23 protein-coding genes are annotated in these 24,444 nt (G+C 72.7%); 10 read left to right on the top strand and 13 right to left on the bottom strand.

The features are described from left to right. A complete protein-coding gene (locus OG767_RS09830; RefSeq protein ID WP_405093103.1) occupies nt 1–798 on the top strand; it encodes an endonuclease/exonuclease/phosphatase family protein in 798 nt (265 codons plus the stop codon). Here the strand turns inward: OG767_RS09830 and OG767_RS09835 are convergent. From OG767_RS09835 to OG767_RS09845, 3 genes are read right to left on the bottom strand one after another with little or no spacing between them, the layout of a single operon-like run. Continuing rightward, the gene (locus tag OG767_RS09835) at nt 795–1,430 is read right to left on the bottom strand and encodes a GAP family protein (protein ID WP_405093104.1); all 636 of its coding nucleotides are present in this window, start codon (nt 1,428–1,430) and stop codon (nt 795–797) included. The two genes, OG767_RS09830 and OG767_RS09835, sit on opposite strands and share 4 nt — an antisense overlap. A gap of 41 nt (nt 1,431–1,471) precedes the next feature. Next, nucleotides 1,472–1,594 (bottom strand): hypothetical protein, encoded by a 123-nt coding sequence (locus tag OG767_RS09840; protein ID WP_405094371.1) that lies wholly within the window; start codon nt 1,592–1,594, stop codon nt 1,472–1,474. 58 nt (nt 1,595–1,652) lie between these two features. Beyond that, entirely contained in the window at nt 1,653–2,615 is a 963-nt protein-coding gene (locus OG767_RS09845; RefSeq protein WP_281935123.1) for a TIGR03557 family F420-dependent LLM class oxidoreductase, read from the bottom strand. Between the two features lie 297 nt (nt 2,616–2,912). On the opposite strand from OG767_RS09845, the gene OG767_RS09850 reads away from it, so the two are divergent. Both OG767_RS09850 and OG767_RS09855 read left to right on the top strand, forming a co-directional pair. Beyond that, nucleotides 2,913–4,295: a cellulase family glycosylhydrolase gene (locus tag OG767_RS09850; protein ID WP_405093105.1), complete on the top strand. Its 1,383-nt coding sequence runs from the start codon at nt 2,913–2,915 to the stop codon at nt 4,293–4,295. A gap of 393 nt (nt 4,296–4,688) precedes the next feature. Next, complete coding sequence (locus tag OG767_RS09855; protein ID WP_405093106.1) at nt 4,689–5,267, top strand: hypothetical protein; 579 nt, start codon at nt 4,689–4,691, stop codon at nt 5,265–5,267. 93 nt (nt 5,268–5,360) lie between these two features. Here the strand turns inward: OG767_RS09855 and OG767_RS09860 are convergent, their stop codons facing one another. The 3 genes from OG767_RS09860 to OG767_RS09870 form a co-directional block, all read right to left on the bottom strand. Beyond that, nucleotides 5,361–6,614 (bottom strand): RNA polymerase sigma factor, encoded by a 1,254-nt coding sequence (locus OG767_RS09860; protein WP_405094177.1) that lies wholly within the window; start codon nt 6,612–6,614, stop codon nt 5,361–5,363. 2 nt (nt 6,615–6,616) lie between these two features. After that, nucleotides 6,617–7,018, bottom strand: a complete 402-nt coding sequence (locus OG767_RS09865) for a YciI family protein (protein ID WP_405093107.1) — start codon at nt 7,016–7,018, stop codon at nt 6,617–6,619. A 103-nt stretch (nt 7,019–7,121) separates the two neighbouring features. Continuing rightward, entirely contained in the window at nt 7,122–7,532 is a 411-nt protein-coding gene (locus OG767_RS09870; protein ID WP_405093108.1) for a RidA family protein, read from the bottom strand. A 79-nt stretch (nt 7,533–7,611) separates the two neighbouring features. Between OG767_RS09870 and OG767_RS09875 the strand changes: the two genes are divergently transcribed. Continuing rightward, nucleotides 7,612–7,989, top strand: coding sequence for a winged helix-turn-helix transcriptional regulator (locus OG767_RS09875; RefSeq protein ID WP_405093109.1), 378 nt, complete (start codon nt 7,612–7,614; stop codon nt 7,987–7,989). Between the two features lie 3 nt (nt 7,990–7,992). Here the strand turns inward: OG767_RS09875 and OG767_RS09880 are convergent, their stop codons facing one another. From OG767_RS09880 to OG767_RS09895, 4 genes are read right to left on the bottom strand one after another with little or no spacing between them, the layout of a single operon-like run. Then, nucleotides 7,993–10,245: an alpha-galactosidase gene (locus OG767_RS09880; RefSeq protein WP_405093110.1), complete on the bottom strand. Its 2,253-nt coding sequence runs from the start codon at nt 10,243–10,245 to the stop codon at nt 7,993–7,995. Beyond that, nucleotides 10,242–11,126, bottom strand: a complete 885-nt coding sequence (locus OG767_RS09885; RefSeq protein WP_405093111.1) for a carbohydrate ABC transporter permease — start codon at nt 11,124–11,126, stop codon at nt 10,242–10,244. The genes OG767_RS09880 and OG767_RS09885 overlap by 4 nt, the downstream gene beginning before the upstream one ends. Then, nucleotides 11,123–12,079, bottom strand: a complete 957-nt coding sequence (locus tag OG767_RS09890; RefSeq protein ID WP_107159351.1) for a carbohydrate ABC transporter permease — start codon at nt 12,077–12,079, stop codon at nt 11,123–11,125. Before OG767_RS09890 ends, OG767_RS09885 begins: the two co-directional genes overlap by 4 nt. Nucleotides 12,080–12,101: 22 nt before the next feature. Next, nucleotides 12,102–13,433, bottom strand: a complete 1,332-nt coding sequence (locus OG767_RS09895) for an ABC transporter substrate-binding protein (RefSeq protein WP_405093112.1) — start codon at nt 13,431–13,433, stop codon at nt 12,102–12,104. A 228-nt stretch (nt 13,434–13,661) separates the two neighbouring features. Here OG767_RS09895 and OG767_RS09900 point away from each other — a divergent pair, with 228 nt between their 5' ends. From OG767_RS09900 to OG767_RS09910, 3 genes are all read left to right on the top strand, one after another. Beyond that, complete coding sequence (locus OG767_RS09900; protein WP_405093113.1) at nt 13,662–15,653, top strand: beta-galactosidase; 1,992 nt, start codon at nt 13,662–13,664, stop codon at nt 15,651–15,653. Continuing rightward, nucleotides 15,653–16,429, top strand: a complete 777-nt coding sequence (locus tag OG767_RS09905) for a DeoR/GlpR family DNA-binding transcription regulator (RefSeq protein WP_405093114.1) — start codon at nt 15,653–15,655, stop codon at nt 16,427–16,429. The genes OG767_RS09900 and OG767_RS09905 overlap by 1 nt, the downstream gene beginning before the upstream one ends. Before the next feature lie 94 nt (nt 16,430–16,523). Continuing rightward, complete coding sequence (locus OG767_RS09910) at nt 16,524–17,501, top strand: sporulation protein (RefSeq protein ID WP_405093115.1); 978 nt, start codon at nt 16,524–16,526, stop codon at nt 17,499–17,501. 60 nt (nt 17,502–17,561) lie between these two features. On the opposite strand, the gene OG767_RS09915 is transcribed toward OG767_RS09910, so the two are convergent. Continuing rightward, a complete protein-coding gene (locus OG767_RS09915; protein WP_107159342.1) occupies nt 17,562–17,939 on the bottom strand; it encodes a hypothetical protein in 378 nt (125 codons plus the stop codon). Between the two features lie 276 nt (nt 17,940–18,215). On the opposite strand from OG767_RS09915, the gene OG767_RS09920 reads away from it, so the two are divergent. After that, nucleotides 18,216–18,638 carry a hypothetical protein gene (locus OG767_RS09920; RefSeq protein WP_405093116.1) on the top strand — a complete coding sequence of 141 codons (423 nt, stop codon included), beginning with the start codon at nt 18,216–18,218 and terminating at the stop codon, nt 18,636–18,638. A gap of 57 nt (nt 18,639–18,695) precedes the next feature. Here OG767_RS09920 and OG767_RS09925 read toward each other — a convergent pair whose 3' ends face one another. Beyond that, nucleotides 18,696–20,912 (bottom strand): HelD family protein, encoded by a 2,217-nt coding sequence (locus tag OG767_RS09925; RefSeq protein ID WP_405094178.1) that lies wholly within the window; start codon nt 20,910–20,912, stop codon nt 18,696–18,698. A 245-nt stretch (nt 20,913–21,157) separates the two neighbouring features. Then, a complete protein-coding gene (locus OG767_RS09930; RefSeq protein ID WP_405093117.1) occupies nt 21,158–22,291 on the bottom strand; it encodes a LolA family protein in 1,134 nt (377 codons plus the stop codon). Nucleotides 22,292–22,388: 97 nt separating this feature from the next. On the opposite strand from OG767_RS09930, the gene OG767_RS09935 reads away from it, so the two are divergent. Further along, a complete protein-coding gene (locus OG767_RS09935) occupies nt 22,389–23,045 on the top strand; it encodes a response regulator transcription factor (RefSeq protein ID WP_107159334.1) in 657 nt (218 codons plus the stop codon). Between the two features lie 38 nt (nt 23,046–23,083). Beyond that, nucleotides 23,084–24,442, top strand: a complete 1,359-nt coding sequence (locus OG767_RS09940; RefSeq protein ID WP_405094179.1) for a sensor histidine kinase — start codon at nt 23,084–23,086, stop codon at nt 24,440–24,442. Nucleotides 24,443–24,444: the final 2 nt, after the last annotated feature.

Below are 24,444 nucleotides of genomic sequence, written 5' to 3' on the forward strand. Positions count from 1 at the left end.
ATGCTGCGGGTGATGACCTGGAACATCCGCACCGGAGGTCGGGACCGTGACGGCACCGACCGCCGGGACCGGATCGTCTCGGTCGTCACCGCGCAGCGCCCGGACGTGCTGGCCCTCCAGGAGCTGCGCGGGCTGGACCGCACGCTGGGCGGGTTGGCGGAGCGGACGGGTCTGGTGCCGTACCTGGCCCGGTCCTGCTTCGGCCAGCCGGTGGCGGTGCTGGTCCGCCCGCCGCTGTGGGTGCTGTCCTCCGGGCGGGTCCGCCGGCCGTTCCACCACGCCGCCGCCGTGGTGCGGGTGGCCACCGGAGCGGGACCGTTGACCGTGTTCAGCACCCACCTGAACCCCTGGTCGGGCGGGCGGCGGCGGATGGAGGCGGGCTGGCTGTCGGCGGCCGTACGGCGGGCCGGGGGAGAGCTGGCCCTGCTCGCCGGGGACCTGAACACGCTGGAGCCGGCCGTCGACCACACTGCCCGGCTGGCCGGGCTCGCCGCCGCGTACCGGCGTCGGCACCTGCGCCGCGACGGCCGTACCGTGGACACCCGCGCGGTGGCCCGGCTGCTCGACGGCGGCCTGGTCGACCTGTGGCCGCGGGCCGGTGGTGACGGGCCGGGCGGGCTGACGGTGCCGACCGGCCACGGCGGCGCGGAGTTCGCCGGGATGCGGCTGGACTACCTGCTCGCCACGCCGCCCCTGGCCGACCGGTTGGTCGCGGTCCGGGTGATCCGCGATGCGGAGGCCGACACCGCCTCCGACCACTACCCCGTCCTGGCCGAGCTGGACCTCACGCCCGCCTAGACCAGGTCGGACAGGATGATGGCTACGAAGATTGCGATGACCAGCTCGCTGATGATCCAGGAGTGGGCGTTGGACCAGTCGCGGATCTTCGGCAGCAGCCGCCCGGCGCGTGCGCCCAGCAGCACGAGCCCGAGCAGCGGCAGCGCCAGCAGCAGCACGGTGAGGACCAGGAACGGCAGCAGGTGCCACCACGGCTTGTCGTGCCCGGCCAGGCTGCCGGCGACCGACGCCATGGTGACCTCGTCGCTGGGCATGGCGAGGAACAGCAGCAGGCCCAGGCCGAACGCGAACGCGGGCTTCGGGTCCTCCAGCCTGCGCATCCAACCCGGAGGCTGGTTCCGCTTCCGGCGCAGGAACGTGACCACCATGAGCACGAGCAGCAGCGCCAGCACGATCCAGTCGATCAGGTGCCGGCTGCCGCTGTCCTTCGTGCCGTTGCCGGCGGAGTGCCGGACCAGCCGGAACACGGCGTACCAGATCGTCAGCGGCACCAGCGTGCCCAGCGCCGCGCCCGCCAGGTAGGCCACCGAGCTGCGTCGCGGGTCGCGGCTGGCGGCCAGGAAGATCGCGCTGATGAGCTGCGGCCCGGCGACCATCACGAACGCCAGCGGCAGCACGGTCAGCAGGTTCATGCCCTCATTCTGTTGCCGCCCGATCGGGGTCGCGGCCGGTTCTAGAGGATCAGGTTGAGCAGCACGGTCAGCACCACCGAGGCCACGATCGAGAAGAGGATCATCAGGAGACAGCCGAACCCGCCGCCGGCGGGCCGGATCTCGGTGTTTCCGATGCGCATCACGTCACCTCCTCGGAACGACGGCCGGGCGGTGCCGCGGCCTGCGGCACCGCCGGGCCGGTCACAGCTCGCGCAGCCGGGGCAGCAGCTCCTCCTGGGCCCAGTCGAGGAACATCGGCTGGCGGTCGCCGCCGACCTGGACCAGCGCCACGTGGGTGAAGCCGGCGTCGACGAACTTCTTGAACGCCTCGACGTGCCGTTCGACGTCCGGGCCGCAGGAGATGCCCTCGGCCACGTCCTCCTCGCGGACGAACTGGGTGGCGGCGTCGAACGCGTCCGGGTTGGGCAGGTCCGCGTTGACCTTCCAGCCCATGCCGAACCAGCGGAACTGGTCGTGGACGATCTTGCGGCACTCGTCCTCGTCGGGGCCGTAGCAGATGGCCACCTGGCCGTAGCGGGGGCGACCCGCGCCGCCGGCCTCCTCGTACATGTCGACGAGGTGGGACAGCGGGTCGGTGGCGATCATCGCGTCCGCGTACTCGGCGGCGAGCGTGGCGGACTGCCGGCCGGACGCCGCCACCGCCATTGGCACCGGCCGTTCGGGCCGGTCCCAGACGTACGCGTCGGGCACGTCGAAGTGGTTGCCGGAGAACGTCAGCGTCTCGCCGTTGAGCAGCGGCCGGATGATCTGCAACGCCTCCTCGAACATCTCGTGCCGCTGCTGCACGTGCGGCCAACCGCCGACCACGTGTTCGTTGAGGTTCTCCCCGGCGCCGAGGCCGAGCGTGAACCGCCCGTCCGACAGCACTCCGATGGTGCTGGCCTTCTGTGCCACCACCGCCGGGTGGTAGCGGCGGATCGGGCAGGTGACGAACGACAGCAGCTCCGGCCGGGTGGTGGCGTGGGCGACCGCGCCGAGCACCGACCAGGCGTACGGCGAGTGGCCCTGCGACTCCAGCCACGGGTAGTAGTGGTCGGACATGACCAGGTGGTCGAACCCGGCGGCTTCGGCGCGCACCGCGTGGTCGACCAACTCCTTCGGACCGGCCTGCTCGCACATCAGGGTGTAGCCGACGTTGACCATGGCACCTCTCCTCCCGGGTGGATCGTCCCCGGATACCCCACCGGGCGCGCGTCAACCTTGACGCGTGGTTTGATGCTGCCTACAGTCCGCTTAACCGGTTCAGACCGGAGAGGCGCACCATCCTGTGGTGGGGATGACCGCCCCTGTGGCGGCCCGTGACGACGCGGGCCGCCACAGGACTTAACCGGTTGCCTTAAGAGGTTCATCGGCCTACGCTGATGCCGGCGTCCGGGACCGTCATCACCATCACCGCACCCCCACACGGGCACGGGGGAGATCTCCCTTCAGAGGACAGCCATGAAGAAAATGCTCTCCGCCGCGGGCGTCGCCCTGCTGACGGCGCTCACCGCCGTCTTCGCCTTCGGGCAGCCGGCGCAGGCCGCGACCGGGTTCTCCGTCTCGAACGGTCGGCTCTACGACGCCAACGGCACCGAGTTCGTGATGCGCGGCGTCAACCACGCGCACACCTGGTACCCGCAGCAGACCAGCTCGTTCGCCAACATCAAGGCCCTCGGCGCCAACACCGTCCGGGTGGTGCTGGCCAGCGGTGACCGCTGGACGAAGAACAGCGCCGCCGACGTGGCCAACGTGATCTCACTGTGCAAGGCCAACCGGCTCATCTGCGTGCTGGAGGTGCACGACACCACCGGTTACGGCGAGGACGGCGCCGCCACCACGCTGGCCAAGGCGACCGACTACTGGCTGAGCATCGCCGACGTGCTCAAGGGTCAGGAGAAGTACGTCATCGTCAACATCGGCAACGAGCCGTTCGGCAACCAGGGCTACAGCGCCTGGACCACCGACACCTCGAACGCGATCAAGCGGCTGCGCGCCGGCGGCCTCACCCACACCATCATGGTGGACGCGCCGAACTGGGGCCAGGACTGGTCGTTCACCATGCGCGACAACGCCGGCACCGTCTTCAACGCCGACCCGCAGCGCAACACCGTCTTCTCCATCCACATGTACGGCGTGTTCGACACCGCCGCCGAGATCAGCGACTACCTGGGCCGGTTCCGCACCGCCGGGCTGCCCATCGTGGTCGGTGAGTTCGGCTTCAACCACTCCGACGGCAACCCCGACGAGGACGCCATCATGTCCTACGCCCAGACCAACCGGATCGGCTACCTCGGCTGGTCCTGGAGCGGCAACGGCGGCGGCGTGGAATACCTGGACATGACCACCGGCTTCAACCCGGCCCAGCTCACCAGTTGGGGCCAGCGCATCTTCAACGGCGCCAACGGCATCGCCGCCACCTCGCGGGAGGCCTCGGTCTACGCCGGCAGCTCGCCGAGCCCGACCACCAGCCCGAGCCCGACGACGAGCCCCAGCCCCACCACCAGCCCGACCCCGACCCCGCCGCCGACCACCACGCCCCCGCCGGCCGGTGGCTGCACCGCCACCCTCACCGTCGTCAACTCGTGGCAGGGCGGCTTCCAGGGCGACGTCAAGGTGACCGCCGGTTCCGCCGCGATCAGCGGCTGGACCGCGACGTGGACGTTCGCCAACGGCCAGACCGTCAGCCAGGCGTGGAATGCCACGGTCAGCGGCAGCGGGTCGGCGTGGACCGCCCGCAACGTCGACTACAACGGCCGGCTCGGCGCCGGCGCCAGCACCACGTTCGGCTTCATCGGCAACGGCAGCGCCGCCACCCCGGCGGTGACCTGCTCCGCGAGCTGACCGACCGCGCATCGGGTGGCCGGGTCCGCACGGACCCGGCCACCTTTCTTCGCGTACGCCCGCAGCCCTTGCCTCTCGGTCGTCGCGGCCCGCACACCGCCTACAAACTTGATGGCGCAGGCGAGTCACCTCCGCTGACCCGTTCACGCCCTCAGGTTCGTAGGCCCACGCACCCTCCTGAGCGGCCAGGGCGGCGTGCACCCGCTCCACCTCCGTGACAAGCCGGTGAGGCGTCCTGAGCCGAGTCGTAGGCACCCGATGACGATGTTCAGGAACGGCGCCGATCCAGCTCCGTGACCACGGGGCGAGGTGTGGGTGGGCTGGTCGGCCTGCCGTACGATCTGGCGCGCGTCGGGCCGACCGGGCGGCGCGCGATCGTCGGGAGGGGACGCGATGAGCACGCCGGGGACCAGGGGACGACCGTCGGGACTGGTGATCGGCTCGCTGGTGGCGATCTCGTTCGGGACCGTGTTCGTCATGGTGAACAGCGGCGGCCTGCCCGCGCCCTGGCCGCTGGTGCTGCGGATCGCCGGCCTGCTGGTGGCCGCGCTGCTCCTGGTCGGTCTGTTCCGGGTGGCCCGGCAGGCCCCGCCCGGCGCGCAGGGACCGGAGGCGGCGGGGTTCATGGACCGCCGCTACTGGATCGTGGTGGCGTTGGAGGCGGTCGCGCTCTTCGGCGGCCTCGCCGTGATCAACGGCGTGTTCGACCGGCCTGCCGTGTCGGTCGCCTGGGTCGCGGTGGTGGTGGGCGTGCACTTCTTCGGCCTGGCGGCCGTCTGGCGGATGCCGCGCTACCACTGGCTCGGCGCGGTGATGACCGCACTCGGCGTGGCCGGCTTCCTCACCCACGCGCTGGGCGGTGACGCGGGAGCCGTCGGCCTGGTCTCTGGCGTCGGCTGCGGCGCGGCCCTGTTCGCCACCGTCGCCCTGGCCCTCCGCGACACCACCACCCGCCTCCCGGCCACCCACTGACCTCCGCCCCCTGAGCGCGTGATCACGGGGTTCGCGTCGGCGGCCGGCGTGGCTGATGACGCGAACTCCTTGATCACCGGGAACCGGGCGGGGTCAACCGGACGGTGAGGTGGCCAGGCGGGCGGCTCGGGTCAGCAGGTACTCCTGTTCGGGGCGGCTGGTGGTCCGGGCGGCGGCGGCGCGGTAGTGCGTCGCCGCGGCGTCGTGGTCGCCGGCCATCTCGTGCAGGTGGGCGCGGGCCGCGTCGAGCCGGTGCGAGCCGGCCAGCCGGGGATCGCCGGCCAGCCCGGCGAGCGCGTCCAGCCCGGCGGCCGGGCCGTGCACCATGGCGCTCGCCACCGCGCGGTTCAACGCCACCACCGGGCTGCCGGTGAGCCGCTCCAGCACTTCGTACAACGCGAGGATCTGCGGCCAGTCGGTGGCCGCCGCGGTCGGCGCCTCGTCGTGCAGCGCGGCGACGGCGGCCTGGAGTTGGTACGGCCCGACCGGCCCCCGGGTCATCGCGTCGGTGACCAGCGCGGTGCCCTCGGCGATGGCGGCGGCGTCCCAGCGGGACCGGTCCTGTTCGGCCAGCGGGATCAGCTCCCCGGACGGGCCGCTCCGGGCGGCGGCGCGGGCGTCGGTGAGCAGCATCAGGGCGAGCAGCCCGGCCACCTCGCTGTCGCCGGGCAGCAGCCGGCGCATCTCGCGGGCCAGCCGGATCGCCTCGTCGGAGAGGTCGACCCGCCGCAGGTCGTCGCCGAGGCTCGCGGTGTGCCCCTCGGTGAAGATCAGGTAGAGCACGTGCAGCACGGCGGCGAGCCGGGCCTGCCGATCGGCCGGCTCGGGCAGCCGGAACGGCAGGCCGGAGTCGCGGATGCGCTGCTTGGCCCGGCTGATCCGCTGCGCCATGGTGGCCTCGGGCACCAGGAACGCGCGGGCGATCTCGGCGGTGCTCAGCCCACCGACCGCCCGTAGCGTCAGCGCGATCGCGGACGGCGTGGTCAGCGACGGGTGGCAGCAGAGGAAGAGCAGCACCAGCGTGTCGTCCCGGTCGCCGGTCAGCGGTTCGTCGGCGGCCGGCGCGGTCCGCCGGTCGTCACCGGAGCGCCGGGCCGCGCGGTCCTCCCGGTCCCGTCGGGCCGTCTCGGCCCGCACCAGCTCGATCATCCGCCGGTACGCGACCTGCGTGAGCCAGCCACGCGGATGCGCCGGCAGCCCGTCGACCGGCCACTGCCGGCTGGCCGCGAGCAGCGCCTCCTGCACCGCGTCCTCGGCGGTGGCGAAGTCACCGAAGCGGCGGGCGAGCACGCCGAGGACCTGCGGCGCCAACTCGCGCAGCAGGTCCTCGGCGGCGTGCTCGGCCAGGGTCACATCTCCTGCGGCGGGCCGGACATCACCGGGTGCACCTCGATCGGCATGCGCAGCGGCCGGCCGCCCGGACCGGGTGCGGTGGAGATGAACGCGGCGATCTCGGCCGCCCGCTGCGGCGTCTCGCAGTCGACGATCCAGAAGCCGGCCAGGAACTCCTTGGTCTCCGCGAACGGCCCCTCGGTGACCACCGGCGCGCCGCCGGCGCCGGCCCGCACGATCCGCGCCTGCTGTGGGCCGCCCAGCCCCTCACCCTGCACGAACTCGCCGTCGGCCATGAGCTTCGCGTTGACCTCGCCCATGAAGTCGATGTGCGCCCGGAACTCCGCCGGCGTCCAGGTGTCGATCGGCGGGAAGTCGGTCCCGGCGGCGCTGAACTGCATCAGCAGCATGTACTTCATGATTCGCTCCTCACGCCGAGCACCGATTGTCGGTGCTTCCACGCTCGGGTAGAAGCCACCACCCCGGTTCTCGACATCCGTCGCCGGCCTCGGGAGAAGAGTTTCACCGCGCGACCGCGGTCGTCTCCAGTTCGACGAGCACGTCGGGCTCGAAGAGGTGGTCCACCCCGATCAGCGACGCCGGCGGCAGGGGGCGGGGCAGGCCGAGTTCCTCGGCGACCGACTCGATCCCGGCCATGAACGGGCCGATCAGCTCGGGCTGCCATCCGGTGACGTAGAAGGTCAACCGGACCACGTCGTCGAACGAGGCGTCGGCTCCGGTGAGGGCGCGGCCGGTGTTCCGCAGCACCTGCGCGACCTGCCCGCTGAGGTCGCCGGGTGCGACAGGCGTGCCGTCGCCCAGTCGGGCGATCTGCCCGCTGACGTGGATGTGCCGTGCCCCGGTGGCCACCGCCACGTGGTGGTAGGGCGTGTGCGGCTGAAGGCCGTCGGGGCTGAAGCGGGTGACAGACATGGTTGCTCCTCGGTGACGAGAACTCCGGTTTACTATTGATACCTAGTTGACGGAGGACACTTCAAGGAGACCTGGTTTCATGCGCGACACCACCACCCCGCAGACCGGTGAGCTGCGGATCGACGCGCCGCACCGCGACCTGCTCGACCAGGTGCTGGACAAGTGGTCGCTCAGCGTCCTCAACGAGCTGTGCGAACGGCCGTGCCGCTTCAACGAGCTGCGCCGGGCGATCCCGGCGGTGACGCAGAAGTCGCTGACGGCGACGCTGCGACGGCTGGAACGCAACGGCATCGTCGAACGCCACGTCGTGGCGACCCGCCCGGTCGCGGTGGAGTACCGGATCACCCCGCTGGGCAAGACGTTGCGCGCGCCGATCGACGTCCTGCTCGACTGGGCGGACGCGCACATGCCGCGGATCGAGCAGGCCCGGCGGGCGTTCGACACCGCGGTGGAGTGACACTCAGGCGGCGGTGACCTCCAGCAGCAGCGCCTGCTCCGGGTGCAGCGCGGGCAGTTGCAGGCCGACCGTGCCGAGCACCGATCCGGGCAGCGTCACCCCGGCGCCGGACGCCAGCCAACCCGGCGGGGTCAGCTCCAACAGCGCCGGCTCCGGCACCCCGGCCGGCAGGCGCACCAGATAGCGCCGCGTCGGGTCCAGCCCCGGCAGCCGCACCGCGCCGGGCACCTGGGCGACGGAGGTGGCGACACGGCTGACCGCGTACACCGCCCGGGAGCGGTCGTGGGCGACCACGCCGTGCGCCTGCACGGCCGGGTCCGGGTGGTCGACCCGGACCACCCGACCGCCGTGCAGCAGCGGGCGCAGCCGCTTGTGCAGTGCCACCCAGGCGGCCAGTTCGGCCCGGCTGGACGCGTCGATCGCGGTGATGTCCCACTCGATGCCGTGGTGGCCGAAGAGCGCGGTGACCGCCCGGAAGCCCAGGTCGTGCACGCGATGCGTGGTGTGCGAGCGGTCCGGCCCGATGTGCGTGCCGATCAGCTCCGGCGGCAGGAGCAGCCCGGTCCAGCGCTGCACGGCCAGTCGTTCCAGCGCGTCGTTGCAGTCGCTGGCCCAGACCCGGTCGGTGTGGCGCAGGATCTCCAGGTCGACCCGGGCGCCGCCGGACGAGCAGCTCTCGATCTCCAGGCCGGGGTGCCGGGCGCGCAGCTCGTCCAGCAGGCGGTAGGCCGCCACGGTCTGCCCGTGCACGCCGGGCCGGCCGGCGTGCCCGGCCTCGGTGAGGTCGCGGTTGTGGTCCCACTTGAGGTACGCGATCCCGTCGTGCTCGCGCAGCACCGCGTCGATCCGGTCGCGCAGGTACGCGTACGCGTCCGGGTGGGCCAGGTCGAGCACCTGCTGGTGCCGCCACGGAAGCGGCAGCCGGCCGGGCGCCTGGAGCACCCAGTCGGGGTGGGCGCGGAACAGGTCGGAGTCGGGGTTGACCATCTCCGGTTCGACCCAGAGCCCGAACTGCATGCCGTGCCCGCGTACGTGGTCGATGAGGGGTTGCAGCCCGTCCGGCCAGACCTGCTCGTCGACCCACCAGTCGCCGAGCCCGGCCAGGTCGTGCCGCCGGCCGCGGAACCAGCCGTCGTCGAGCACGAAACGTTCCACGCCCACCTCGGCGGCCCGGTCGGCGAGCGCCCGCAGCCGGTCCAGGTCGTGGTCGAAGTAGACCGCCTCCCACACGTTCAGCGTCACCGGGCGCGGCGTGCGCGGATGACCCGGCCGGGCCCGCAGGTGGGTGTGCAGCACGTCGCTGAGCCCGTCCAGCCCGTCCGCCGACCGGACCGCGTACAGCAGCGGCGTGGCGTACTCCTCGCCGGGCCCGAGCACGATCTCGCCGGGCGCGAGCAGCTCCCCGCCACCCAGCGTGGCCTCGCCGGTGGGGCGGCGCTCGGCCACCGTGACGTGGTCGCCGCTCCACGCGGTGTGCACCGCCCACACCTCGCCGTGCCCGAAGCCGAAGCCGGGCGTGCCGGCCACCAGCAGCAACGTGGCGTCGTGTCCGGTGCGGCCGTGCCGCCCCTCGCGGACCCAGGCGCCCATCGGCCACGGGTGCCGCTGCGGCTCGCGTTCCCGGCACCAGCGCCCGGTCAGGTCGAGCAGCTCGGTGGCGACCGCCGGCACCGGCAGCACGGGGGTCAGCTCGCGCAGCTCGTAGCGGCCGTCGCCATCGTTGCGCAGCCGGTGCCGCAGCGTCAGCAACCCCGCCGGGTCCAGCGTGATCTCGATCGACAGACTCAACCCCGCCCCCGGATCCGCCGCCCGCACCACCACCCGCCCGCGGGAAAGGAGGGGCCCCCTGTTAACGCCTGGTGCAGGTGAGGGGGCCCCTCCTAACCGCTCGTGCCCGGCGGCGGGGGCGGGGGAGTGGGAGTGGGAGGGGGAGGGGGGCGACGACGGGGCGGGGTCGTTGTGGACGTCGAGCCCGGTCAGCCGGAACGCCGTCGACCAGTCCCGGCCGTCGCGGTGACCGGCCAGGCCGGGCCGGCCGCCCCAGCCGGCGCTCGCCTCCGGCAGCAGCGACAGCACGGTCGGCGCGTCGAAGCTGCTCGGCACCACCGGCGGCACGGTGGCGTCGACGAGCGCGGGCAGCTCCTCGGCCGACAGTGGTCCGAGGTCGGCGCCCCAGTGCACGACCCGGGGCAGCCCCGGGCCGCGCGCGTCGAGCACCAGGCTGGTGTCCGCGCGGCGCAGGTGGACGATCGTCATCCCTTGGAGGCTCCCAGCGTCAGGCCCCGGACGAACTGCTTCTGGAGCAGGAAGAAGATCACCAGGGTGGGGATCGCGACCAGCACCGAGCCGGCCGAGACGAGGTTGTTGTCGGTGAAGAACTGGCCGCGCAGGTTGTTCAGCGAGCTGGTCACCGGGAACTTGTCGCCGGTACGCATCAGCACCGTCGCCCAGAAGAACTCGTTGTAGATCCAGGTCACCTCCAGCGTGGCCAACGCGGCCAGGGCCGGTCGGCACAGCGGCAGGGTCACCTGCCAGTACTGCCGCCACACGCTTGCCCCGTCGACCATCGCGGCCTCGTACAGCTCGTGCGGCAGCGCCTTCATGTAGTTGCTCAGCACGAAGACGCAGAAGCCGCACTGGAACGCGACGTTGACCAGGATCAGCCCCCAGTAGCTGTCGTAGAGCAGCTCCGAGTCGCTCATCCAGGCCGGCAGCGGGATCTGCGTGAACATCCGGAACAGCGGGATCAGCAGGGCCTGCTGCGGCAGCAGGTTCGCGGCGGTGAACAGGCCCAGCAACGCGATGTTGAGCTTCCAACTGAACCGGGCGATCACGAACGCCACACAGGACGCGAGGAAGAGCGTGAGCAGCACCGCCGGCACGGTGATGTAGAGCGAGTTGAGGAAGTGCTTGCCGAACTCGGCGGTCTGCCACGCGGTGACGTAGTTGTCGATCGTCCAGCCGCCGAACGAGACGTAGCCGTGCACGGCGGTGTACTGGTAGGAGCGGAACGAGGTGAGCACCGCCCAGAACAGCGGGAACAGCCAGCCGACGGCGATCGTACCCAGGAAGAGGTGCAGCACCACCCGGGCCGGCCGCAGCGGCCGGCGGCGGCCCGGGGAGACGGCGGCGGTCATCGCTTGTCCTCCCGCATGACGGTCCAGAGGTAGACGGTGATGAAGATCAGGGAGACGGCCAGCATGATGGTGGCCAGCGCCGATCCGAAGCCGATCCGGCTGGCCTCGCCGACCACGTTCTGGGTGACCAGCGCCGAGATCAGCTCCAACCCGTTGCGGCCCTTGTTGATGACCCAGACCAGGTCGAACGCGCGCAGCGACTCGATCACGGTGACCACCAGCACGATGATGTTGATCGGGCGCATCACCGGGAAGACGACCCGGAAGAACGTGCTGGTCTCCGACGAGCCGTCCACGGCGGCGGCCTCCCGCAACGACGGGTCGACGCCCTTGAGGCCGGCCAGGTAGAGCAGCATGATGTAGCCGACGTGCCGCCAGCCGGCGGCGACCAGCACCGCCCAGATGTTCACGTTCGGGTCGCCGTACCAGTCGGTGTCGCCGCCGAACACGCCGTTGAGCAGGCCCTGGTCCCGGCTGTAGATGAGCTGCCAGATGAAGCCGACGAGCGCCAGCGAGAGCACCACCGGCAGGTAGAGCGCGGTCTGGTAGAACCGACTGCCGCGCAGCTCCTTGTCGAGCAGCACGGCGAGGAACATCCCGATCGGGGTGGCCACCACGAAGAGCGCGGCCAGCCAGAGCAGGTTGTTCTGCACCGCGGGGACGAACGGCGGGTAGTTGTTCACCACGTCGTCGTAGTTCTTCAGCCCTACCCAGTCGATCTCGCCGAGCGGGCCGATGCCGTCCCAGTCCGTGCCGGAGAGCAGCACGGTCGCCGCCGCCGGCAGCCAGACCAGCGCGAGGACGAGCAGCAGGGGCACCAGCACCATCAGCGTGATCACCACGCGGTCGGTGCCGGACAGGAGCCGTAGCCGGCGACCGCGACCACCGGTGGCGGTGGTCGCGGCCGGCGGCGGCACGGCGCGATCCGCTTGGATCAGGGGCAGGTCGGACATGGTGTCCTTCCCCCTTCCGCCGTCAGCTTGTGAAGATCGACTTCTTCTGGTTCTCGACACTGGTGAGCATCCCGCTGATGTCCTTCGGGTTCTTGATGAACTGCTGGAGGGCCGGGATGATCACGGTGGACGCGAAGTCCGGCCGGGTGTCCCGGTCCAGGAACTGCGCGATCTCGGTGGCGGAGCCGACCAGCTCGGCGGCCTTCTTCTGGAGCGCCGTGTAGCCGGCGGTGTCCGCGCCGCTGTTCGCGACCAGCGTGCTCGGGTCGTTCTTGACCGTGACGTTCGCGGCGTCCTTCGAGCCCAGGTACGTCAGCAGCTTGGTGGCGGCGTCCTTGGACTTCGGCTTGCGGGCCATCATGTAACCGTCGATCGGCGCGTCCAGGGCCTTCGCGCCGATCGTGGAGTCGACCTCCGGGAACGTGAAGAAGTCCAGGTCCTCCAGGTCGGCGCCGCTGAACTGCTGGCCGACGAAGAGGCCGAGCAGGTACATGCCGCTCTTCTTCTGCTGCAACGACTGGGCGGCCTCCTGCCAGGTGCGGCCCAGCGCGTCCGGCTGGTGCAGGGGGAGCAGCCCGGCCCAGGTGTCGAAGACCTTCTTCACCTTGTCGGAGGTCCACGACTCCTTGCCGGCCATCAGGTCGATGTGGAACTGGTAGCCGTTGATCCGCAGGTTGAGGACGTCGAACGTGCCCATCGCCGGCCAGCCGTCCTTGTCGGCGAAGGCGATCGGGGTGAGGCCGTCCTTCTTCATCTGCGCGCCGAGCGTGGTGAGCTGGTCCAGCGTGGTCGGCACCTGGTAGCCGCGCTGCTGCCAGACCGACTTGCGGTAGAAGACCGCCCACGGGTAGTACGACGCCGGCACGAAGTACTGCTTGCCGTCGTCGCCGGTGGACGCCTTCTTGAACGCGTCGGAGTAGCCGTCGAGCTTGCCCCACACGTCGCTGACGTCACCGGCCAGGCCCTTGGCCGCGAAGAACCGCATCCGGTAGCCGGCGAACCAGGTGAACACGTCGTCCGGCTTGCCCTGCAGGTAGTTGTTGATGTTCTCCTGGAACGTGTTGTGGTCGACCGTGTTGATGTTGACGGTCACCCCGGACGATGTCTTGAAGCCGTCCATCACCTTGGCGACGACGTCCTTGGGCTTCGGGTCCGACTGGTTCGAGCCGAGCGTGACGCTCTTCGCGTCGCCGCCGGAGTCGGAGTCGGAGTCGCCGCATCCGGCGAGCGCGCCGGTGCCGAGCAACGTGCCCGCGCCGGCCGCGCCGGCCAGCAGCGAGCGCCGGCGCAGGCCGGCGACGGACGGGGGGACGAGCCGGGCGAGGTACTCGGCCTGTGAGCGGGGACGGGACATGGTGCCTCCTGCGGGGACGAGGTGGCTACGAGATCCACCGAGAATCCACACGTCCGAACAGAAATAGCCGGTGGCGGTTGAAGCTACCCGTTGGTTCAGCGCTGTCAAGAGGGCGAAAGGCCGGCGACAACCGTGCTGTGGCAGGGCAAAGGCATGGTAAACGTTGTAATCGCTGTCGATGTTGGAAAGTGTTGACTTGGCTGTCGTTCGCGGGCACCCTCAGCTCTCATGCGGAACTGGCACGGCGAGGGCATCTGGTACGGCGCCGACTACAACCCGGAGCAGTGGCCCGAGGAGGTGTGGCCCGAGGACGTCACGCTGATGCGCCGCGCCGGGGTCAACCTGGTCTCGGTCGGCATCTTCTCCTGGGCCCTGCTGGAGCCGGCCCCCGGCCGGTACGAGTTCGGCTGGCTCGACCGCGCGCTCGACCTGCTGCACGGCGGCGGCATCCGCGTCGACCTGGCCACCGCCACCGCCAGCCCGCCGCCGTGGCTGGCCCACCGGCACCCGGAGACGCTGCCCCGCCGCGCCGACGGCGCCGTGCTGTGGCCCGGCGGCCGGCAGGCGTACTGCCCCAGCTCGCCGATCTTCCGGGACCGCTCGCTCGCCCTGGTCGAGGCGGTCGCGACGCGGTACGCCGCCCACCCGGCGGTCGTGCTCTGGCACGTCTCCAACGAGCTGGGCTGCCACAACGTGCACTGCTACTGCGACGTCAGCGCCGAGGCGTACCGCCGCTGGCTGCGCGAGCGCTACGGCGACCTGGACGCGCTCAACGCCGCCTGGGGCACCGCGTTCTGGAGCCAGCGCTACCACGACTGGGCCGAGGTGAACCCGCCGCGCACCGCGCCGACGTTCGCCAACCCGACCCAGCAGCTCGACTTCCTGCGCTTCTCCTCCGACGAGCAGCGCGCCCAGCTCCGCGCCGAACGGGAGCTGCTGAACCGGCTCGTCACCCAGCCGGTCACCACCAACTTCATGATCGGCACCGGCATCAAGTACCTGGACTACCACTCCTGGGCCGCCGACGTGGACGTGGTCGCCAACGACCACTACCTCACCGCCGCCGACCCGCAGCCGCAGGTGAACCTCGCGCTCGCCGCCGACCAGACGCGCGGCGTGGCCGGCGGCGCGCCCTGGCTGCTGATGGAGCACTCCACCAGCGCGGTCAACTGGCAGCCCCGCAACGTGGCCAAGACGCCCGGCCAACTACGCCGCAACAGCCTGGCGCACGTGGCGCGCGGCGCCGACGGGGTGCTCTTCTTCCAGTGGCGGGCGTCCCGGGCCGGCGCGGAGAAGTTCCACTCCGCGCTGGTGCCGCACGCCGGCCCGGAGACCAAGGTGTTCCGCGAGGTCAGCCGGCTCGGCGCCGACCTGCGCGCGCTGGCCGAGGTACGCGGCAGCCGGGTCGACGCCGACGTCGCCGTGCTGTTCGACTACGAGGCGTGGTGGGGCGCGGAACTCGACTCCCACCCCAGCGTCGACGTCACCTACCCCGACCGGTTGACCGCGCTGCACGCCGCGCTCTGGCGGGCCGGCGTCACCGCCGACGTGGTGCACCCGTCGACGGACCTGTCCGGCTACCGGCTGGTCCTGGTGCCCACGCTCTACCTGACCCGCGACGCGGACACCGCCGCGCTGCGCCGCTTCGTCGACGCCGGCGGCACCGCGCTGGTCACCTACTTCAGCGGCATCGTCGACGAGCACGACCACATCCGGCTCGGCGGCTACCCGGGCGCGTTCCGGGACCTGCTCGGCGTACGCGTGGAGGAGTTCTTCCCGCTGCGCGCCGGCGAGACGGTCCGCCTCGACGACGGCGCCCACGCCGACGTGTGGACCGAGTGGCTGCACGCCGAGGGCGCCGAGGTGCTCGCCGCGTACACCGACGGGCCCTTGCCCGGCGTGCCGGCGCTGACCCGCAACGCGGTCGGCGCGGGCGCCGCCTGGTACGTCGGCACCCGGCTCGACGACGCGGCGACCGACCGGCTGGTGGCCCGACTGCTCACCGAGGCCGGCGTGCACCCGCCGGTGCCCGCGCCGGCCGGGGTGGAGGTGGTCCGGCGTCGCTCGGCGGAGCGGAGCTGGCTGTTCGTGGTCAACCACACCGACGACGCGGCCCGGCTGCCGGTCACCGGCGTCGAACTGCTCACCGGCGAACGGTGCGACGGCGACCTGGTGGTGCCGGCGGGGGAGGTGGCGGTGGTCCGCGAGGAACCGGTCTGATGCTCGCCCAACAACGGCAGAGCGCCATCCTGGAGCTGATCCGCCAGCGCGGCGGCGTCCGGGTCAGCCACCTGGTCGACCGGTTCGGCGTGTCGGACATGACCATCCGGCGTGACCTGGAGGTGCTGGCCGAGCGCGGGCTGATCGACAAGGTGCACGGTGGCGCGACGCTGGCCGGCCCCGGCTCCACCGAGGAACCGGGCTTCGCCGCCAAGTCGGTGCGGCAGCGGGCCGAGAAGCGGGCCATCGTCGAGCGGGCCGCGGGGCTGGTCGAGCCGGGCATGGCGGTGGCGCTCTCCGCCGGCACCACCACCGCCGCGTTGGCCGCCCGGCTCGCCGGGGTACGCGGACTGACCGTGGTCACCAACTCGATCCCGGTCGCCGACGCGCTCTACCAGAACCCCCGCACCGACCAGAGCGTGGTGCTCACCGGCGGCATCCGTACCCCGTCGGACGCGTTGACCGGCCCGGTCGCCGAGGCGGCCATCGCCGCGCTCAACGTGGACCTGCTCTTCCTCGGCGTGCACGGGATGAGCCGGCGTACCGGCTTCACCACCCCCAACCTGCTGGAGGCGGCGGTGAACCGGCGGTTGATCGGCGCCGCCCGCCGGCTGGTCGTGCTCGCCGACCACACCAAGTGGGAGACGATCGGCATCGCCACCATCGCGCCGCTGGACGAGGCCGACGTGCTGATCACCGACGAGGGGCTGCCCGCGGCGGCCCGCCGGGAGCTCGGCGAGCAGGTGGGCGAGCTGATCGTCACGCCGGTGGCGTGACCTTTCAGGCATTTCCCAGCCAATCCGGTTAGGGTGCCCTGCACGGCCCGCGGGCTCCACGGTGGAGCCCGCGGATGGCGGAGGCGGAGTGGCGATGGTCTTCAAGAAGATGTTGAGCGCGTTCGGCGTGGGCGGCCCCAGCGTCGACACCGTGCTGACCAACCCGAACACCCGGCCCGGGCTGGCCCTGGACGGGCACGTCAACCTGGTCGGCGGCGACGCGCCGGCGCGCATCGAGCGGATCACCGTCGGCCTGGTCACCCGGGTCGAGATCGAGGGCGGCGACACCGAGTACGCCGGCGTCATGGAGTTCCACCGGATGCCGGTCAGCGACGCGTTCGAGCTGGCGCCGAAGCAGCAGCTCGCCATCCCGTTCCAGATGCCGGTGCCGTGGGAGACCCCGGTCACCGACGTCTTCGGGCAGCGGCTGCACGGCATGACCATGGGCCTGCGTACCGAGCTGGCGGTGGCGCGGGCGGTCGACAAGTCCGACCTGGACCAGGTGTCGGTGCACCCGCTGCCGGTCCACGAGCGGATCCTCGACGCGTTCCAGGCGCTGGGTTTCCGGTTCAAGCACGCGGACCTGGAACGCGGCCACATCTACGGCGTGCCGCAGACGCTGCCGTTCTACCAGGAGATCGAGTTCTACGCCGCGCCGCAGTACGCGCAGACGGTCACCGAGGTCGAGCTGACGTTCGTGACCAGCCAGCAGGGCGTCGAGGTGATCCTGGAGTGCGACAAGCGCGGCGGCTTCCTCAGCGCCGGGCACGACGTCTACGGGCGGTACTCCGTCCCGCACAGCGACGCCTCGCGTACCGACTGGCCGCAGGTGGTCGACGGGTGGCTGCGGGAGACCACGTCCCGGTACGGCGGCCTGCGCGCCCAGGGCTTCGGCGCCCAGCAGGGCCACTACGGCGCCCCCGGTCACTACGGTCCGCAGGGCCACCACGGTCGTCGTGGCGGCGGCATGGTGGCGGGCGCGGCGCTGGGCGTCGCCGGCGGTCTGGTGGCCGGCGAGATGCTGGAGGACGCCTTCGAGGGCGACGACGGCGGGGACTTCGGCGAGGAGTGACGGCACGCGACGACGCCCCCGGGACGGATCCCGGGGGCGTCGCCGGTCACGCGGCGCGGGTCAGTGCCGACCGCGACGCTCCTTGCCGGAGCGGCGCGCGCTGCCCGCCTTCGACAGACCACGGCTGATCAGGTACGCGCCGGTCAGCGCGGTCAGGTACCACCAGGCCTGGTTCGGGTTGTTGATGTTCAGGCCGTTGGCGGTGGTGCCCTTCCAGAACGCGGCGATCACGACGACCGCTGCGGCTGCGGCGTACACCCAGAACTCGGTGGTGAGGAACGCCTGCTTCGTCTCGGTGCCGGGGGCGGGCATCTCCTCCCGGTGGCCGTCGTGCATCGACGGCATCGGACGGGTCGGCGACTCCATCATGCTCGACCGGTTCTGGACGTCCGACATGGGCCGGTTCATCGGCCTGGTGGATGCGGCCTGCGTGCTCATCTGGTCCTCCTCAGGATTTGATGAGTCGTACGGCACCCTCGCCCCGCTGCCGCAGTTCGGCCACGGCACGGTTCGCACACTGTGGCGGGGGCACCCTCCGACTACCCGCCCCCCGAGACAAGCTAACCGGCGGGCGCCGACGGTGTGCCGGCCGCGCCCCGAACCGGACATCCGACGCTCCGGGGTGGCAAGCGACGCGCTTCCCGGCCGGTTTCAGCCTCCCGACCCCGGGCACGCAGCACGGATACCCACACCACGAGCTGCGAGGTGGTTGACGTGCGTGAGGACGACATCCGGCAGGACGCCGCCCGGCAGGCCGAACAGCGGGTCGCCGGCGGCGTGTACGGCGAGGGCGCGCTGGACGAGGTCACCGTGCCGCCGACCGACGAACAGCGGGTGATCCAGGAGTCGGATCCGGACGACCCGGCGCACGTGGCGATCGACCCGGACGTGCTGCGCGACGGCGGACCGACCCGCGGTCAGGGGGCGGTGACCACGACCGGCGGCACGGCCGGTCCGGCCAGCGTGCGCCGAGTGGCCCGGCAACCGGAGCGGCATCCGGGGAAGGTGGCGCCGACCACCACCGGGGACGCCACCACCGGCGGGCTGAGCACCCCGGCCGGCGGGTCGACGAGTGACGCCTCGGCCCCCGGCGCCCAGGTCGGCAACGTCACCGACGAGGGCGCCAACCCCGGCTGAGCGTTTGCTTGAGACGGGGCCCCTTCTCTACCGGAAGCGTTAAGACGGGGCCCCTCCTTACGTCCGGAGGATGGTGAGGCGCTGGGTGGCGCGGGTGAGGGCGACGTACAGGTCGCTGTGGCCTCGGGGGGACTCGGCGACGATCCGGTCCGGGTCCACCACCAGCACCGAGTCGAACTCCAGGCCCTTGGCCTGCTCGGTGGTCAGCACCACCACCCGGTTCGCCAGCTCCGGCTGCTCGCCGACCGCCGCCTCGGGCAGCGCCGCGACCACGGCGGCGCCCAGGTCGGCCACCCGCCCGGCCGGCACGATCACGCCGAGCCGGCCGTCGCCCAGGACGGCGGCCTCGCGGGCGCTCGCCTCGACCAGCTCGACGGCGAGCCGGTCCGCCGGAACGGTCCGGTCCTGCGGCGGTACGCCGGTGGCGCGTACCGAGCGGGGTGGGCGCAGCGCCGGGTCGATCTCGGCGAGCACGTCGGCGGCGACCGCCATGATCTCGGCCGGGGTGCGGTAGCTGACGGTCAGCTCCTCCAGCCGCCACCGGTCCGCCACGTACGGGGCGAGCGCCTCGCCCCAGGACGGCGTGCCGGCCAGCGCACCGGTCTGTGCCACGTCCCCGACGATGGTCATCGACCGGCTCGGGCAGCGGCGCATCAGCAGCCGCCACGCCATCGGCGACAGCTCCTGCGCTTCGTCCACGATGACGTGCCCGAACGCCCAGGTGCGGTCCGCGGCGGCCCGCTGGGCGGTGGTGAGCCGGTCGGACTCCTCCTGCCGTTCGGAGAGCCGGGCGGCGTCGATCAGGTCGGTCACGCCGAGGATCTCACCGCCGTCGGCCTCGTCCTCCACGTCGATCGAGCGGGAGCCCCGCCAGATCTCCAGCACGCCCTCGGCGTACTCGCGTTCCATCGCGCGGATCCGGTCCCGGCGGGCGGCGGCGGCGCGTTCGTCCTCGCCAAGCAGCTCGGCGACCTCGTCGAGCAGCGGCACGTCGGCCGGCGTCCAGCCGCCGGGCTCCCGGTGCAGCGCGGCCCGCTCGGCGGCGGTGAGCATCGGCGCGGCGGTGGCGATCCGCTCCGGCGACGCGAACAGGTCGGCGAGCAGCCGCTGCGGGGTGAGCACCGGCCACAGCTCGTCGAGCGTGGCCACGATCTCCGGCTCCTCGCGCAGCTCGCGGCGGATCTCCGCCCGGTCCGCCTCGGAGAGCAGGTTCTCCCCGCCGAGCGGGTCGGCGCCGATGCGCTCGGCCACCTGGTCGGCGAGCGCGTGCACGATCTCCACGTCGAACAGCGCGCGGGCCAGGTTGTGCGGACGGCCGGTGCGCCGGACCCGGTCGCGGGCCTGGCGGACCGTCTCCGGGTCGAGCGTGAGCACCTCCCGCTGCGGCAGCTCGACGGTGATCGGCTCGGCCGGCACCCACTGCCGGTCCCGGACCGCGCCGGCGAGCACCTCGGTCAGCACCGCGCGGCCCTTCAGCGCCGCGGTGGTGGCCGGCTCGGTGCGCCGGGCGTGCACGCCCGGGAACAGGTCGGCCTGGGTGCGCAGCAGCACACCGGTCTCGGCCAGCGCCGGCAGCACCTGGGAGATGTAGCGCAGGAACGTGGCGTTCGGGCCGACCAGCAGCACGCCCCGGGTGGAGAGCTGCTGGCGGTGGGTGTAGAGCAGGTACGCGGCCCGGTGCAACGCCACCGCGGTCTTGCCGGTGCCGGGCCCGCCCTGCACCACCATCACGCCGGGCAGGTCGGCGCGGATGATGCGGTCCTGCTCGACCTGGATCGTCTCGACGATGTCGCGCATCCGGCCGGTGCGTCCGGCGTTGAGCGCGGCGAGCAGCGACGCCTCGCCGGTGACCTCCTCGTGCGCGGTGGGGGAGGCGGCGGTGATGTCCAGCACCTCGTCGTTGAGGCCGGTGACCTTCCGGTCGCGGGTGCGCAGGTGCCGACGCCGGCGTACGCCCTGCGGGTTGGCGGCGGTGGCCAGGTAGAACGGGCGGGCGGCCGGGGCACGCCAGTCCATCAGCAGCGGGTCGTACTCGCCCGAGGTGTCGAAGATGCCGATCCGGCCGATGTAGCGGGCGGCGCCGTCGTCCCCGTCGAGGCGGCCGAAGCAGAGGCCGGACTCGACGGCGGAGTACTGCTCGACCTGGTCGGCGTACATCGCCACGGTGGAGTCGCGCTGCGAGCGGGCCTGCTGGGTGCCGCCGGTGTGGCGCAACTCCTCGTCGAGCCGGCGGGCGGCCTGCTCGCGCAGCCCGTCCAGCCGGTCGTAGAGCATCGAGACGTACTCCTGCTCGCGACCGATCTCGTCGTCGTCCTGGTGCAGCTCACCCGACACGTCGGAGTGCGTTGACAAGCGGGCTCCTCATTGACTAAAATTGCCGCAGGAATGGCATTCATAAGCCATTCCTTTTTTGTGCCTGAACTGAGAAAGATAGCGCGTCGCCCGCCATTCGACCAAGCCCGGACACGGCTCGGGGCCCGGCCGGCGCACGCCGACCGGGCCCCGGGCCCGACGTTCGATCAGCCCTTCGCGGCCTGGTAGAGCCGCTCCGGCGTGACCAGACCGGCCACCACCCGGCCGTCGTCGGTGAGCAGCACGCTGAACAGCTTGCCGCTCAGCAGCCGCCCGCTGCCCCAGTCGCCGCTGACCTTCGGCAGGTCACCGAGCACCTTCGCCAGCATGTCGGCGTCCGGCGCGCCCGCGCCGCCGGCCTTCGCGCCGCCGGCCTTGGCCGCGCCGTCGAGCCCGGCCGGGTCGCCGAGCTTGGCGACCACCACCGTGGTCCAGCCGGTGCCGACGGTACGCACGTCCGGCCGCTCAGCGTCCGCCGCGCCGGGCTTCCGGTCGGTGGCCGGGCCGGGGCGCGCCTCGGTCGTCTCCTCGGTGACCTTCACCCCGGGCGGCGGGTTGAACCGGAACTGGTCGGCGTCCGGGGTGCGGAAGTCGACCTGGGTGAACGCCACCTCGAACGCCGGCTCGTCCTGACCGTCGGCGAGCACCTCGAAGCGCAGCGGCACGTGCTCCTTCGCGTCCAGCGCGATGCGCACCTGGTGCACCAGCGACGCCTTGTCGCGCGGCGTGAGCACCAACTCGTACGCGTCCCGCCCGGCCACGGTGGCGGACCGGCCGACGGTCACCGCGGTGGTCGGGTCGATCGCGGCCAGCGCCTGCTGGGCGGCGTCGGCCGGGGTGGCCGGCGCGGACGGCAGGTCCTTGCCGTCGGCCGGCAGCCTCCGGTGGACGGCGGTGTTCTCCCGGCTGTTCCAGGTCCAGACGTCGCGGCCGTTGCGCAGCACGTCCTGCTCGCCGAGCGTGTCGACCAGGGCGAGCCGCTGCCGGTCCTCGCCGCCGTACCAGACACGCAGCGTGTGCGTGCCGCTGACCAGCCCGGCGAGCTGGTTGCCGCTGGCCTGGCCGGCGAGCGCGGCGATCGGCGGCAGGCCCAGGTCGGCGCGCTGCACGACGGTGCCGGAGAGCCCGTCCAGGCGGGACGTCCGCAGGTCGTCGAGCAGTTGGGCGGCGCTGCGCGGGGGCAGGGCCGGGTCGGCGCCGGCGGCGAACGTGCCGACGGCGGCGCCGCCCCCGATCACGGCGACCCCCGCGGTCACCGGGACCAGCCAGCGCAGCACGGCGCGGTTCTTCATCACAGACATCAGTGTGCACCTCCTTGCGCTCCATGCTGCGGGATCGTCGCTGTGAGGACGCTGAGCCGATCCCCTACGGGTGACCCGGTGGTGGCACCCTGGACCGGTGCGGTTGCTGGTGGTGGAGGACGAGACGCGGCTCGCCGCGGCGTTGCGGCGGGGCCTGTCGGCGGAGGGCTTCGTGGTGGACGTGGCGGCCACCGGCCCGGCCGGGCTGGACGCGGCCCGGCACGGCGACTACGACGCGATGATCCTCGACGTGATGCTGCCCGGCCTCTCCGGCTACGAGGTGGTGCGCCGGTTACGCGCCGAGCAGCGCTGGCTGCCGGTGCTGATGCTGTCCGCCAAGGACGGCGAGTACGACCAGGCCGACGGCCTGGACTGCGGCGCCGACGACTACCTGACCAAGCCCTTCTCGTACGTGGTGCTGCTGGCCCGGCTGCGGGCGCTGCTGCGCCGGGGCGCGCCCCGCCGGCCGGCCGTGCTCACGGTCGGTGACCTGCGGCTGGACCCGGCCCGGCGGCGGGTCACCCGGGCCGACGCCGAGGTGGCGTTGACCAGCCGCGAGTACGCGCTGCTCGACTACCTGATGCGCCGCCCCGGCGAGGTGGTGTCCAAGACCGAGCTGCTGGACCACGTCTGGGACGCCTCGGTGGACACCGCCCCGAACGCGGTGGAGGTCTACGTCGGCTACCTGCGCCGCAAGATCGGCCGGGAGCGGTTGGAGACGGTCCGCGGCGCCGGCTACCGGCTGGCCACGTGAGCCGCCGGCGACCCCGTCTCGGCCTACGGGCCCGGCTGCTGGCGTTGGGCGTGCTCGGCCTGGCGCTCGGGTTCGCGCTCGGTGGCGCGCTGCTGCTCGGCGCGCTCGGCTGGACGCTGCAACGCTCGGCCGACGCGGAGGCGTTGCGGACCGCGGACGCGGTCGCGTTGCTCACCGCCGAGGACGCGCTGCCGGACCCGCTGCCGGTGGCCGGCGGCCAGTTGCGCGTGCAGGTGGTGGACGCGCAGAGCCGGATCCGGGCCGCCTCGATCGACGCGGACCGGCTGGTGCCGATGCTCGGCCCCGACGAGCTGCGGCCCGGGCAGCGGCAGCGGCTGGTGGTGGACGGGCAGCGGGTCGGCCTGTCCGGGCCGGTCCGGGTGGTGACGGTGCCGGCCGGCACCCCGGCCGAGCCGCGTACGGTGCTGGTGGCCAAGTCGCTGTCCGACGTGCGGCACAGCCTGCACGTGGTGCGCAACCTGCTGCTGGTCGGCTTCCCGCTGCTGGTGGCGGGCCTGGCGGTGGTGGCCTGGCGGGTGGTGGGCGCGACGCTGCGCCCGGTGGAGGAGCTGCGCAGCGGCGCCGCCGAGATCACCGGGCGGGCCGGGGCGGAGCGGCTGCCGGTGCCGGCCGGGCAGGACGAGATCCACCGGCTCGCGGTCACGCTCAACGACATGCTGGACCGGCTGGCCGCGTCCCGGGACCGGCAGCGGGCGTTCGTGGCCGACGCCGCGCACGAGCTGCGCAGCCCGCTGACGAACATGCGGACCGAGCTGGAGGTGGCCCGGCGGCTCGGGGACGGCACCGACTGGCCGGCGGTCGCCGACGACCTGCTCGCCGACACCGAGCGGCTGAGCCGTCTCGTCGACGACCTGCTGCTGCTGGCCCGCCTCGACGAGGACGACGCGCGCCCCGCACGGCCGGCGGCGGTGGGTCCGGTGGAACTGGGTGAGCTGCTGCGCGCCGTGGCGGCCCGCTACCCGTCGCCGCCGGTGCGGCTGGCGGTGCCGGCCGGGGCGTGGTGGACCGAGGGGGACCCGGGGGAGCTGCGCCGGGTGCTGGTCAACCTGGTGGAGAACGCGATCCGGCACGCGTCCGCCGAGGTGCGGTTGGCGGTCGCCGGCCCGGAGGGCGCGTACCACCTGGTCACGGTGACCGACGACGGGCCGGGCGTCCCGGCGGTGGACCGGGAGCGGGTGTTCGCCCGGTTCACCCGGCTGGACGACGCGCGGGCCCGCGACGCCGGCGGCGCGGGCCTCGGCCTGGCCATCGTGCGGGAGCTGGTGCGCCGGGCCGGCGGCACGGTGGAGCTGGCGGACGCGACGCCGGGCGTCGCCGCGCCGGGGCTGCGGGCGACGGTACGGCTGCCCGCGCTGGCCGAGCCGGACCCGGAGTGACA

This window comes from Micromonospora sp. NBC_01392, assembly GCF_045040125.1.
In the GTDB taxonomy this organism is placed as follows: domain Bacteria; phylum Actinomycetota; class Actinomycetes; order Mycobacteriales; family Micromonosporaceae; genus Micromonospora.